Consider the following 13,161-nt stretch of genomic DNA (forward strand, 5'->3'; position numbering starts at 1 on the left):
GGCAATTGCCGCCTTTTTCTTTGGTTTCATTCCGCCGCTGCTTTCTGCCTCCCCAGCTTGCGGTACAGCGTGCTGCGCGAAACGCCGAGCGCCTTCGCCGCCCGGCTGAGATTGCCGCCCGCCCTGTCGATCGCCGCCTGCAGCTCTCCCAGGTCGGTATCGGCGTTCTCCTGGCGCGGCGCCAACACCGCGATGGACTGCGGCAGATCGTCCAGGGTAAGCACCGCATGATCGTCCGCCAATGCCAGCAGCACCTTGAGCGTACTCAACAGCTGCCGCACGTTTCCGGGCCATGGATACCGTGCCAGCATCGCCAGCGCCTCCGGCAGCAGGCGAATGTCGCGCCGCTCGCCGCCCAGCTCTCGCCACAGCTGCAAAATGAAAGCCTCCAGCTGCGCCCGCTCTCTGAGCGGCGGAATGCGCAGGCTGTATTCCTGTATGCGGTACAGCAAATCCTCGCGAAACGCCCCCGCCTGTACCTGCCGAGACAGATCGTGGTGCGTGGCGCAGACCAGCGCGAATTCGACCGGATAAGCGCTGCGGCTGCCGAGCGGCGTGACCGTTTTTTCCTGTAACACCCGCAGCAGGCGCGTCTGCAGGCCCGCCGGCATGTCACCGATTTCATCGAGGAACAGCACGCCGCCGTCCGCCTCGCGGATCTTGCCGATATACCCTTTCGGGTTGGCGCCGGTAAACGCCCCCGGCGCATAGCCAAACAGCTCGGACTCAATCAGCGGCTCAGGCAGCGCCGCGCAGTTGATCGCCACGAAGTTGCCGTTGCGCCAGCGGCTCTCTTGAAACAGGCGTCGGCTGAAGTGCTCTTTACCGCAGCCGGTTTCGCCGGTCACGCACAGCGAAAGGCCGGCATTGAGGATCCGCAGCGCTTTCTGATGCTGTTCGTCATGCCTTTCCGCCGGCGGTACCGAACGCAGGGCGCTGATGCGGCGCTGCGGCGCCTCGAGCAGCGAATAATAGTGCCGTTGATTGCCGGCCAGCGTCTGGTGCGGTGCGCCGGAAGGCTGTCGCAGCAGATCGGGGAACAGCTGGGCAAACTCAACCGAGCCGAATGCGGCCGGTGGGAGCTGGAACTCCAGCATCGCCAGCCGATTGGCGGCGACCAACACTTCGTCGTGAAACACCAGCAGCAGCTCCTGCGCGCTGCCCAGGCTACCGGCGTCGGCATGCAGGCGCAGCGTCCAGTGACGATCGGCGATCGCGCTCCTGACCCAGCGGTGTTCGATATGTCGCACCGCCTGCATGATCAGGTGCCGCGCATCGCGGTACGGCCGCTGCGCGGGTGCGGAAAGATCCAATATCCCGGCAATGCAGCCATCCGGCCGGTAGATCGGTGCGGCGGTGCAGTTCAATCCGGCATTTTGGTTGAGGTAATGCTGGTCGCCGCGCACTTCACAGAACGCGCCCAGCGCCAGCGCGGTGCCAATGGCGTTGGTGCCCCGCTCCGCTTCTCCCCACGGGTTGCCGGGCGCCAGCGCAAAGCGCGACGCCTTGTGCAGAAAGTCGGTGTTGCCGCGGGTTTCCAGCACCAGCCCATCGGCGTCGGCGATCACCACAATGGCCGGCTGGCGCGTAATTTTCGCACCCAGCTGCTCGATCAGCGGCTGTACCCGTTGCGGTACCCAGTCGTTGCGGCTGCGCAGCTCATCGAGCAACCCGGCTTTGATGAACGAGATATGCTGATCGGCGCGCGTCAGGCCGTAGCCCCGGCTGCGCTGCCAGGATTCCGCCAGCGGGTGGGTCAACAAACTGGCGCCCTCGGTGGGCAAGCGGTCGTCAGGCAACATGCGTTTCTCCCCCGTTCGCGAGTGTTGCAAATATGTATCACGAATGTGTATCAGGCGTTGCGACACGGGACACAAAAAACATCGACGGCGGTGGCTCCGCTCGATTCGCTAAGCTATACCCATTTTTAACGCTCTAATAAATAAAGTCTTTTAATGAGCACCCTCGCCCCTCGTTAATCTGGCACGCGCCGTGCTTCTCCGTGCTGCGGCGGTATGCCGCACTCACAGGCGCAGCCCAATAGCGCTGATTTTCATCTGCAGAGAGGTGCTTCACATGAAATATGTCCACCCCGGTTTGCCTGGCTCGCTGGTTTCGTTCCGCAAACGCTATGGCAACTACATTGGCGGCAAATTCGTCGAACCGGTATCCGGCAACTACTTCACCAACACCTCGCCGGTGACCGGCCAGCCGATCGCCGAATTCCCGCGTTCCGACGCCAAAGACATCGAGCTGGCACTCGACGCGGCGCACGTGGCGGCGGATGCCTGGGGCAAAACCAGCGTGCAGGAGCGTTCCAACGTGCTGTTGGCGATCGCCGATCGCATCGAGTCGCGGCTGGAGATGCTGGCGCTGACCGAAACCTGGGACAACGGCAAACCGATCCGCGAAACCCTGAATGCCGATCTGCCGCTGGCTGTCGACCATTTCCGTTACTTCGCCGGCTGCCTGCGCGCGCAGGAAGGCACCGCGGCGGAGATCGATCAGAACACCGTGGCCTACCACATCTATGAGCCGCTGGGCGTGGTCGGCCAGATCATTCCGTGGAACTTCCCGCTGCTGATGGCCGCCTGGAAACTGGCGCCGGCGCTGGCGGGCGGTAACTGCGTGGTGCTGAAACCGGCGGAACAGACTCCGCTCGGCATCAGCGTGCTGATGGAAGAGATCGGCGATCTGCTGCCGCCGGGCGTGCTCAACGTGGTGCAAGGCTTCGGCGCCGAGGCCGGCGAAGCGCTGGCGCGCAGCAAACGCATTGAGAAGATCGCGTTCACCGGCTCCACACCGGTCGGCCGCCATATCCTCGCCTGTGCGGCGGAGAACATCATCCCCAGCACCGTCGAGCTGGGCGGCAAATCGCCGAACATCTATTTTGAAGACATCATGCAGGCGGAGCCGGAGTTTATCGACAAGGCGGTTGAGGGGCTGGTGCTGGGCTTCTTCAATCAGGGCGAGGTCTGCACCTGCCCTTCACGCGCGTTGATCCAGGAATCCATCTATCCGCAGTTTATGGAGAAAGTACTGGCGCGCATCGCCGCCATCCGCCAGGGCGATCCCTTCGACACCGAGACCATGATCGGTGCCCAGGCGTCAAAACAGCAGTACGACAAGATCCTGTCCTACATCGACATCGCTAAAAACGAGGGAGGCAAAATCGTGGTGGGCGGCGAACCCGCCCAACGTGGCGACGAAGTGCAAAACGGTTTCTACCTGCAGCCGACGTTGATTACCGGCAACAACAGCATGCGCTTCTTCCGCGAGGAGATCTTCGGGCCGGTGATTGGCGTCACCACCTTCAAGGATGAGGCCGAAGCCTTGGCGCTGGCCAACGACACCGAGTTCGGGCTGGGTGCCGGGCTGTGGACCCGCGACATCAACCGCGCCTACCGCATGGGGCGTGCGATCAAGGCCGGGCGCGTGTGGACCAACTGTTACCACCTGTATCCGGCGCACGCCGCGTTCGGCGGGTACAAGAACTCCGGCATCGGGCGCGAAACCCACAAGGCGGCGCTGTCGCACTATCAACAGGTGAAAAACCTGCTGGTCAGCTACGACGCCAAACCGCTGGGCCTGTTCTGATTAGGGCGTAACAACAAGAAGGCCACCCGCGGGTGGCCTTTTTTAGCGATGCTTATTTCGCCATGCCGAGATCGATCACCATGCGACCGCGAATGGTGCCCGCCTTCATCTCGTCGAAGATGGCGTTGATATCGCCCAGTGGCCGTTTGGTCACTTTCGGCGTCACTTTTCCTTCGGCGGCGAACTGGAACGCCTCTTTCAGATCTTCACGCGTGCCCACCAGCGAGCCCACCACCTGAATGCCGTCCAGCACCAGGCGCGGAATGCTCAGATCCATGCTCTCCGGCGGCAGCCCCACGGCCACCACTTTACCGCCGGCGCGCACCGCATTCACCGCCGAGTTGAAGGCCGCTTTCGCCACCGCCGTCACCACCGCCGCGTGAGCGCCGCCGGTTTGCTGTTGAATGATCTCCTCCGCGTTTTGCGTTTTGGAGTTGATGGTCAGATCGGCGCCGATCTGTTTGGCGAACTCCAGCTGGCCGTCGTTGACGTCGATGGCGATCACTTTGGCGTTAAACACGTTCTTGGCGTACTGCAGCGCCAGGTTGCCCAGCCCGCCCAGGCCGTAGATGGCGATCCACTGCCCCGGCTTGATATCGGAAATCTTCACCGCCTTATAGGTGGTGACGCCGGCGCAGGTAATGCTGCTGGCGGCGAAAGAATCGAGCCCGTCCGGCACTTTCACCGCGTAGTCCGCCACCACGATGCACTCTTCCGCCATGCCGCCGTCAACGCTGTAGCCGGCGTTTTTCACCGAACGGCACAGGGTTTCGTTGCCGCTGACGCAGTATTCGCAATGGCCGCAACCCTGGTAAAACCAGGCGACGCTGGCGCGGTCACCCACTTTTAACGAGGTGACGCCCTCACCGACGGCGGAGACCACGCCGATGCCCTCATGCCCCAACGTAATGCCCGGCACCTCGCTGAAATCGCCGTTTTTCACGTGCAAATCGGTGTGGCACACCCCACAACACTCCATTTTCAATGCCGCCTCGCCGTGTTTCAGCGGGCGCAGCACTTTATCCTGAATGTCTACAGTATGGTTTTTCGTCACTACGGCAGCTTTCATGGTGTTTTCCTTAGCAGAATGGGAAGTACAGTTGTTAATGTAGTGACTGTATTCAGTGAGGGCAAGCGCCGCGTGTTTTGTGTAAAAACAAATAATTAAATATGAATCAGCATGATTATTTCATAAAAAACAATTAACAGACGGCGCGATCTCATTCGGATTGACCGCCGCCCCAGCGGCGGGGAACGATCGCGCCTCTCTGGCTTGATTCACCCCTTAAATCGATTCACGGGGATTTTCAGATAGTGTTGCCCATCGTCTTCGCAGTCAGGCAGAACGCCGCCGCGAATATTGACCTGCAGCGCCATCAGCATGAGTTCCGGGTGCGGCAGCGTGGCGTCCCGCTGTTTTCTTTGCGCAACGAACCGGGATTTATCCATGTTGACCACCCAGGGATTGTTCTCGCGCTGCTCTCTCACGGTGCTTTCCCAGCGGGCCTCACGCCCCGCCGGGCGGTAATCATGGCCGGTAAACAGGCGGGTATCCGCCGGCAGGCTCAAGATGCGCTGCAATGACTCCCACAAGGCTTCCGCATTGCCACCAGGAAAATCGGCCCTTGCGGTACCGCTGTCCGGCATGAAGAACGTATCGTGGATAAACGCCGCATCCGCAATGTAATATGTGACGGACGCCAGCGTATGCCCGGGAGACAGCAGGACTTCAGCGCGCAGGTTGCCGATAAAAAAGACGTCCCCATCCGCGAACAGCACATCCCAGACGGTATTGGCCGCAGGCAGGCCTTTTAAATTATAGATCTCTTCCCACAGCCCCTGAACGGCGGTAATTTTTTCACCGATGCCGGTGAAGGCGCCGGTTTTCTGCGCCAGCCAGGTGGCGGCCGAAAAATGATCGGCGTGCGGGTGCGTATCCAGCACCCAGGCCACTCCCCACCCCCGTTGATGGATAAAATTCAGGATATTCTTGGCCTGTTGATGCGAGACCGTGCCCGATCGGCGGTCAAAATCCAGCACCGGGTCAATAATCGCACAGCGGCGCGCCTCGGGATCGGCGACAACATACTGCAGGCTGCCGCTTTCCGGCTCATAAAACGCGTGAACTTCCGCAGTGGCCCGCACGGACCGATGCTTGCCATACCAGCTGAGCGCCTTATCGGCGTCCGCGCCGTAGTTGTCGCATTGGCGGCGAAACTGCGCTTCATCTATCTGACCTTCGCGCAGCGCATACAGCAGGGAAAGGCAGGCAGAGCGAGCCCCGCTCCTGCAGTGCGCCAGGGTCTTCCGGCCTTGCCGCAGCAGAAACTGGAAGCTGTAAACGGTCTCCCAGGTCAGCGTATCGAACGTGTAAGGGAGATAGACGTAACGCATTCCCCCTTGTTCAGCCAACGCTTTCTCTTGCTGATGGTCAAGATACTCCCCCGGCTCTTCGTCCGGCCGATTGTTGACGATAAGGCGGTAGCCCTGTTGAGACAGCGCCTTGAAATCACTCGCTTCAGGTGCGCCTGAAAAGGAGAGCTGAGGGTGGTAAGTGCGGATGCGCATGTTTTTTTCCTTCCGTTTCATAGGCTTTTAAATAACATATACAGGGCCAGCGCCAGGAGCATGACGGCATAGAGCACATTGATAATGTCCTCGCGTTTTTTCAGGCGCTCGGCGAGCGCCACCCCTACCACGCCCCCCAGAACGCCGCCGACGATGAGCCAGCACGTAATGGCGATCGACACCTTTCCGGACATGGCGTAGCTGGCGCTGGTCGATAGCCCCATGGCCGCCACGACCACCAGTGAAGTTGCCACCGCCTCAACCATCGAGAAGCGGAAAAACCAGACCAGCGCCGGCACAACCAAAAATCCGCCGCCAATGCCAAGAAAACCCGCCAGCCCCCCCAGAGCGAGGACGCCAGGCCATACGATGGCGGGATGAACGGCAGAATGGGAGGACGACAAGGGGGTGTCGGCAAGGTGATTTCTTTTTAGCGTCAATCCGGCGACAACCAGCATCAACAGGGAGAAAGGCAGGGTTAAGTAGTGTCCGTCCGTGATTTTTCCCATCTGAGATCCCGCCAGAGCGCCCATGACAGCGACCAGCGAAACGACAAGCCCGGTCTGCCACCTGACATTGCCTTTGGCAGCGTGCGCGGCCAGGTTGATCAGCGCGTTAATGGCCACCGACATGGCGCTGGTCCCTATAATCAAATGCGTATCCGGCACTTTCACCATATACAGCAATAATGGCACGCAGACGATTGACCCGCCGCTGCCGGTCAGGGCCAAGAGGAATCCCACAATTCCCCCGGTGACCACTAACAGCATCACGATATAAAAACTGAAATGGAAAAAATCCACTGCCTTAATCCCTTAATGATGCTCATGCCAATTATTAACGATCAGTTAACCGACAATGTCAAATAACTTATTTCTATTTGTTATTACATATAGCAAAATGGAATATATGATTTTTTATATAACCACAAGTTCTATGAATTCGCTTTTAATCTGGACGGCAACCCCCTACTTTCTTATGAAAGGAGGCCTGCATGAAATCAGAAAAAATAAACACCCAGAAAAGCGTCGTTGTTATTGGCGGCGGTTCATCCGGAATAGGTATCGCGGCAAGCATAAGGAAGCGAGTTAAAGACATTGATATAACGGTCGTGGAGCCTAACGACTGTCATTATTATCAACCGGCATGGACTCTGGTGGGCGGCGGGCTCTTTGATATCAATAAAACACGGCGCTCCATGCGCGCTGTCCTGCCCTCAGGAACCGCATGGGTACAGGATAGCGTTGTCAGGATTGAGCCCCGTCAGAAATACATCGAGACCCGCCAAGGTCAGAAAATAAACTATGATTTTCTTATTGTTGCGTGCGGCCTCGTTTTACGCTGGGATAAAATAGAGGGCCTTGAAGACACCCTGGGATTAAACGGCGTCACGTCTAATTATCGCTTTGATCTTGCCGAATATACCTGGAAACTGGTCCGGGAAATGAAAGGCGGCCAGGCGATATTTTCCCAACCAATGTTACCTATAAAGTGTGCCGGCGCACCGCAAAAAGCCTTGTATCTTTCATGCGACCACTGGCGCCGTCAAGGCATCCTGAATAATATTAACGTCAATTTTTGCCTTGCGGGCGCGGCGGTTTTCGGCATTCCGCAATTTGTCCCCCCGTTGAGCGAGTATTTGGAAAAATACCGTGCGCAGGTCAATTTCCATCATCATTTAATCCGTGTTGATGGCAAAAATCGGCGAGCGACATTTGCCGTAGAGACAAATGAAGAGGGAAAACGCGAGTTAACCCTGCCCTTCGATATGCTCCACGTGGTGCCGCCTCAATCGGCCCCGGCGTTTATTTCTCAGAGCGGGCTCGCTGAGGGATCAGGCTGGTGCGATGTGGATAAATTGACGCTGCAGCATAGGCATTGGCCGGATATTTTTGCGGTAGGCGACTGTTGCTCAACGCCAAACGCCAAAACCCTGGCGGCAGCCCGAAAGCAGGTGGTGGTGGTGGCGGAAAACGTCGCGGCGCTGATTCATGGCGCGCCTCTCACTGCCCATTATGATGGTTACGGTTCCTGTCCTTTGACGGTCGAGAAAGGCAAAGTTGTGCTGGCGGAGTTTGGCTATGACGGTAAATTGCTGCCCACGTTTCCCCTGCTCGACGCAACCCAGCCCAGCCGCCTGGCCTGGTGGTTGAAAGCCTGGTTTTTACCCCGGTTTTATTGGGCGGGCATGCTGCGTGGGGTTGAATGGTTTGCCGGCAGCAAGCGGCCGTGACGCACACTCGGCCCCCCTGGCCGCAGCAGACGCTTGACTATTTGGCGAGACAAAGCCACCATCGCTTGCAGGTCCCTCAGGCTGAGTGCAAGCCGTTACCACTACCGGTCGATCATCGATGAAAAATGCCCCCGCAGTGACGATCCACTACTGTTCACAATGCAACTGGCTGCTGCGCGCCGGCTGGATGGCGCAAGAGCTGCTGAACACCTTCGGCGACGATCTCGCCTCCGTCACCCTGATGCCGGGCACCGGCGGGGTCTATCAAATCAGCGTCGATGGCGTGATGATTTGGGATCGCAAGATTGACGGCGGCTTCCCCGATGCGGCGCAGCTAAAGCAGCGGCTGCGCGATCACAGCTTCCCCGATCGTTCTCTCGGCCACAGCGACGGTAAAAAAGCCAGGCACTGAAGGCCGTCAGCGCCCCGTCGGCGGCTGCGCGCCGATAATGCGCGGCATCGTTTCTTTCATCATTTCCATGAATTTACGTAAACGCGCAGGATAATAGCTGGCGTAGGGATACAGCAGGTAGATAGGCAGTGGCTCGGCTCGCCACAGGGGTAACAGCGTCTGCAAGGATCCTCGCGTCAATTCTTCTTTCACCACCCAAGACGACACGATCGCTACGCCCAGCCCTTCCAACGCCGCTTTGCGCGCCGCATAAAGGCTGTCGGTGCTCAACCTGGGCGCGATATCGAAACGCCGCTGTTCGCCGCTGGTCGCGTGGGTCAGGACGACCTCATTGCGATAAAAACTGTTTACCGCCAGCCACGGCAATGATGCCAAATCATCGAGATTGGCGATCGCCGGTCGTCCAGCCAACAGTGCGGGTGACGCCACCGTGCTACGCGGCACTTCCGCCAACAGTACCGCCACTACCGAAGGATCGGTCACCGCGCCCACATGAATGGCGCAGTCAACGCCTTCGGAAATGAAGTCGGGAGAGTGATCGTTGAGTGTCCACTCCACGCTGGTTTGGGGATAGCGGCGCAGATACTCCCCGAGCGGCCCGATCAGCTGATCCTGCCCAAAGGCGTGCGGAGCGCGCACGCGCAGTGCGCCGACCGGTTCGTCGCGCGCGCCGCGCAGCGTATCTTCCAGACTTTGCCATTGCGCGAGCAGGCCACGCGCTTGCTGATAGCAGCGTTCGCCATCATCGGTAAGATGGAGCGCATGCGTCGTCCGTTGGATCAACCTGGCGCCCAACAGCTGTTCCAACGCCCGCAGACGTCGGCTGATGGTCGGCTGCGAGGTGCCCAGCTGCTGCGCCGCCGCCGACAGGCTCCCGCTCTCGACAATACGCACCAGGGTTTGCAGCAGGTTTATACGGTCGCCGTTGGACAAATTAATTTTATTCATACGCATTACGTATAACAGTTTTACCCGCATCGGGTCTACCCACCGATAACATTCACGACAAAAATAGCCGCACATCCACCTTGCCAGGAATTATCGAATGAGCCTTTCACCCACCGGCGGTGCGCTTTCTGCCAAAACCGTTTTCCTGTTGGCCACCGGTGCCGGTCTTAGCGTCGCCTCTATTTACTACAGTCAGCCGATGTTGAGCGTCATGGGCGCCGACTTCCATGTCGGCGTTGGCGATACCGGATTCGTGCCGACCCTGACCCAATTGGGGTATGCCTTGGGTATTTTGTTGCTGGCGCCGCTCGGCGATCGCCACGATCGCCGCGGGATCATTCTGGTGAAGGGCGTGCTGCTGGCCATGATGCTGCTGTTGTGCAGCCTGGTTTCCTCTTTTTCGCTGCTGTTGCTCAGCAGCCTGACGCTCGGTCTGGCTGCCACCGTCGCGCAGGACATCATCCCCGCCGCTGCCGCTCTGGCTCCGGACGCCCGACGCGGTAAAATTGTCGGCACTGTGATGACCGGGTTGCTGGCCGGTATTTTGCTGTCGCGTGTGTTCAGCGGGCTGGTCGCCGATTATTTCGGCTGGCGCAGCGTTTATGCGCTAGCCGCGCTGGCTGTTTTACCGATCACGCTGGTGATATGGCGAGCTTTGCCGCGCTTTCAGCCACACAGCACGCTGAGCTACCCCGCCTTGCTGCGTTCGATGAGCCGGCTTTGGGCCGCCTACCCTGAATTGCGGCGCGCAGCGTTGTCCCAGGCTTTTTTGTCCGTCGCCTTCAGCGCCTTCTGGTCCACGCTCGCGGTGATGCTGGCCGATCGCTATCAGCTGGGCAGCGCAGTCGCCGGCGCGTTCGGCCTGGCCGGCGCAGCGGGTGCACTGGCTGCACCGTTGGCGGGTAGTTTGGCTGACCGACATGGCCCTGACGCCGTCACTAAAATCGGCGCTGCGCTGGTAACGGTTTCTTTCGCCCTGATGTTTTTATTGCCACTGCTACCGCAATCGGCACAATTGGGACTGATCGCGCTGAGCGCCATCGGGTTTGATCTCGGCATTCAGGCCACGCTGATCGCGCACCAGACCATTATTTACGGCCTCGATCCGGCTGCCCGCAGCCGCCTTAACGCCGTTTTGTTCACGTTGGTGTTCATCGGCATGGCCACCGGCGCCTTACTGGGCAGCCGCGTACTGGAACACCTGGGATGGCCGGGCGTAGTGGCGCTGACGACGGCCGCGGCGGGCGTTGCTTTGCTGATCCGCATGACGCGCCACTCTTTGCGTGCAACAGCCTGATCCGCGCCGTGATAGGCGCTCGGATAACGCAACCGGTTGATTTCGCCCGGGTCTCCTGCGTTATACTGAGCGCTCTTTTAGCCACGTAATTAATAAAATTTTATGATTGAACGCTTGCTCGAAAACACGATGTACGCCTCCCGTTGGCTGCTCGCACCGGTTTATGTCGGCCTTTCACTGGCCCTGGTCGCCCTGTCGATCAAGTTTTTTCAGGAGATCCTGCACGTCCTGCCCAACATTTTTTCTATCGCCGAAGCCGATCTGATCCTGACCCTGCTGTCGCTGGTCGACATGGCGCTGGTGGGCGGGCTGTTGGTCATGGTGATGTTCTCCGGGTATGAAAACTTCGTCTCGCAGCTGGATATCACCGAAGGGAAAGAAAAACTGAGCTGGCTGGGTAAAATGGACGCCACCTCGCTGAAAAACAAAGTCGCCGCCTCCATCGTCGCCATCTCTTCCATTCACCTGCTGCGGGTGTTTATGGACGCCAAGAACGTGCCGGACAACAAGCTGATGTGGTATGTGATCATCCATCTCACCTTCGTGCTGTCCGCTTTCGTGATGGGCTATCTGGATAAAGTGACCCGCTCCAAGCACTAAAACGCACTGCCACACCCGGTCGTCATGATCGGGTGCATCCCTCACGCCCCCTTCTTCGCCGTCGTTTTTCATCTGGCACATCTGATGATAATTTTATTATAATGTTATTACACTCATCATGGACTGAACGCCGGCCCTCGCACCGGTTTCGCCGCAGACAGGATCACGCTTTCCCATGCCATTGACTGGTCACCCCCTGCAATTCAACGATATTCAGGCGATTTTGCCTCATCGTTATCCCTGCCTGTTGGTCGATCGCGTGCTGCCCGCCGGCACCTGCATTGCCGAAGGGAGGCTGAGCGCCATCAAGAACATCACCGCCAATGAGCCGACGTTCTGGAACGGCCACGCACACTTCGCCGGTTTTCCCGGCGTGCTGTTGGTGGAAGCGCTGGCGCAAAGCACCGGTCTGTTGGCCCATTACTATCTCGGGGCGCTGAACGAGGGGGAGCATTACTATTTCGCGGCCATTCAGCGCGCGCGGTTTTATCGCGCCGCCCGCCCCGGCGACCAGGTGCTGATGGAGGTCGCCTTTGTGCGCCGCCGTGGGGCGATCGCCCGCTTTACCGGCCGCGCCAGCATCGACGGCCGGCGCATTTGCACCGCCGATTTCATGTGCGCCCGTAAATAGGCCGCTTGCCGAAGGAGCCCTGCGAATACCATGTCTCTGGTTGACAGCTTACTCAAAACCCTCGATTTCTCTCCGCGCGGCCAGGTGATCGCTCGCGAAACCGACGCCTGGGGCGAAATCATCGTTTCCGACCACAAGGACTATCGCACGCTACGGTTTGACGGCATCTGCGAACAGAGCAAGATGAGCCTCAGCAACCCCGCGCAGCCGATCCACAACTACATCAAAGCGATGCTGATGGCGGTGGCCTGGCAGCCGCCGGCCTCGGCGTTGATTTTGGGGTTGGGCGGCGGCAGCTTGCTGCGTGCGCTGCACGCACTCGATCCGGCGATGCGCCTCGACGTTGTCGAGCTGCGCGCTGCGGTGATCGCCGTCGCGCGCCGCTATTTTACGCTGCCGGCCACCGACACCATCAGCCTGCGCACCGCCGACGCTATGGACTTTGTGCGCCCGCCCGCCGAGACGCGTTACGATCTGATCTTCTCCGATCTCTATTCGGCGTTCGCCATGGATCCGCAGCAAGGCACCCAGACATTCCTGGAAAACTGCGCCGCGCGGCTGAATGACGGCGGTTGGCTGGTGCTGAATTATCACGATCTGCCCGACGAAAGCAGCCTGCTGTACCACAGCCTGCACCGGATATTCGGCACCGTATTGTTTTGCGTCGCCCCCAGCGGCAACGTGATCATTTACGCCACGCCGGGCAAGGTGACGTTGCCGCTGAGCGCGCTGCGCAACCTGGCCGCCGGTAGCGGCGAGCTGTTCAACTGCGAACTCGGCTACCTGTCGCGTAAAATAGAGCGGCTGCATTTCCGCTAAAGACGAGCGGCGACGCGGTCTGGCTGGCCGCTTCGCCCACGTGGTATTATCATTCA

The 13,161-nt window shown here is 59.3% G+C and carries 12 protein-coding genes; 7 read left to right on the plus strand and 5 right to left on the minus strand.

Annotated features, from left to right (window positions below):
* Nucleotides 1–26 precede the first annotated feature (26 nt).
* Nucleotides 27–1,802: a sigma-54-dependent Fis family transcriptional regulator gene (locus ACYF6X_RS08325; protein ID WP_130018285.1), complete on the minus strand. Its 1,776-nt coding sequence runs from the start codon at nucleotides 1,800–1,802 to the stop codon at nucleotides 27–29.
* 274 nt (nucleotides 1,803–2,076) lie between these two features.
* Here ACYF6X_RS08325 and exaC point away from each other — a divergent pair, with 274 nt between their 5' ends.
* A complete protein-coding gene (gene exaC / locus ACYF6X_RS08330) occupies nucleotides 2,077–3,597 on the plus strand; it encodes an acetaldehyde dehydrogenase ExaC (RefSeq protein ID WP_130018284.1) in 1,521 nt (506 codons plus the stop codon).
* Nucleotides 3,598–3,649: 52 nt separating this feature from the next.
* Here exaC and adhP read toward each other — a convergent pair whose 3' ends face one another.
* From adhP to ACYF6X_RS08345, 3 genes are all read right to left on the minus strand, one after another.
* Nucleotides 3,650–4,666 carry an alcohol dehydrogenase AdhP gene (gene adhP / locus ACYF6X_RS08335; protein ID WP_130018283.1) on the minus strand — a complete coding sequence of 339 codons (1,017 nt, stop codon included), beginning with the start codon at nucleotides 4,664–4,666 and terminating at the stop codon, nucleotides 3,650–3,652.
* A gap of 209 nt (nucleotides 4,667–4,875) precedes the next feature.
* A complete protein-coding gene (gene blh / locus ACYF6X_RS08340; RefSeq protein ID WP_130018282.1) occupies nucleotides 4,876–6,165 on the minus strand; it encodes a bifunctional sulfur transferase/dioxygenase Blh in 1,290 nt (429 codons plus the stop codon).
* Nucleotides 6,166–6,182: 17 nt separating this feature from the next.
* Nucleotides 6,183–6,968, minus strand: coding sequence for a sulfite exporter TauE/SafE family protein (locus ACYF6X_RS08345; protein ID WP_080473392.1), 786 nt, complete (start codon nucleotides 6,966–6,968; stop codon nucleotides 6,183–6,185).
* Between the two features lie 191 nt (nucleotides 6,969–7,159).
* On the opposite strand from ACYF6X_RS08345, the gene ACYF6X_RS08350 reads away from it, so the two are divergent.
* Together ACYF6X_RS08350 and ACYF6X_RS08355 are read left to right on the plus strand one after the other, a co-directional pair.
* On the plus strand, nucleotides 7,160–8,398 hold the full coding sequence (locus ACYF6X_RS08350) for an NAD(P)/FAD-dependent oxidoreductase (protein ID WP_130018281.1): 1,239 nt from the start codon (nucleotides 7,160–7,162) through the stop codon (nucleotides 8,396–8,398).
* A 118-nt stretch (nucleotides 8,399–8,516) separates the two neighbouring features.
* On the plus strand, nucleotides 8,517–8,810 hold the full coding sequence (locus tag ACYF6X_RS08355; protein ID WP_004928553.1) for an Rdx family protein: 294 nt from the start codon (nucleotides 8,517–8,519) through the stop codon (nucleotides 8,808–8,810).
* A 6-nt stretch (nucleotides 8,811–8,816) separates the two neighbouring features.
* On the opposite strand, the gene ACYF6X_RS08360 is transcribed toward ACYF6X_RS08355, so the two are convergent.
* Nucleotides 8,817–9,758 (minus strand): LysR family transcriptional regulator, encoded by a 942-nt coding sequence (locus ACYF6X_RS08360; RefSeq protein WP_063989839.1) that lies wholly within the window; start codon nucleotides 9,756–9,758, stop codon nucleotides 8,817–8,819.
* 97 nt (nucleotides 9,759–9,855) lie between these two features.
* Here ACYF6X_RS08360 and ACYF6X_RS08365 point away from each other — a divergent pair, with 97 nt between their 5' ends.
* The 4 genes from ACYF6X_RS08365 to ACYF6X_RS08380 all read left to right on the plus strand — a co-directional run bounded on the left by ACYF6X_RS08365 (nucleotide 9,856) and on the right by ACYF6X_RS08380 (nucleotide 13,105).
* A complete protein-coding gene (locus ACYF6X_RS08365) occupies nucleotides 9,856–11,055 on the plus strand; it encodes an MFS transporter (protein WP_130018280.1) in 1,200 nt (399 codons plus the stop codon).
* 105 nt (nucleotides 11,056–11,160) lie between these two features.
* Nucleotides 11,161–11,655, plus strand: a complete 495-nt coding sequence (locus ACYF6X_RS08370; protein WP_033648490.1) for a TIGR00645 family protein — start codon at nucleotides 11,161–11,163, stop codon at nucleotides 11,653–11,655.
* Between the two features lie 175 nt (nucleotides 11,656–11,830).
* Nucleotides 11,831–12,286: a 3-hydroxyacyl-ACP dehydratase FabZ gene (gene fabZ / locus ACYF6X_RS08375; protein ID WP_033648284.1), complete on the plus strand. Its 456-nt coding sequence runs from the start codon at nucleotides 11,831–11,833 to the stop codon at nucleotides 12,284–12,286.
* Between the two features lie 30 nt (nucleotides 12,287–12,316).
* Nucleotides 12,317–13,105, plus strand: a complete 789-nt coding sequence (locus tag ACYF6X_RS08380) for a spermidine synthase (RefSeq protein ID WP_063989836.1) — start codon at nucleotides 12,317–12,319, stop codon at nucleotides 13,103–13,105.
* The last annotated feature ends 56 nt before the right edge of the window (nucleotides 13,106–13,161 follow it).

The organism is Serratia sp. ID 25-353, assembly GCF_054792795.1.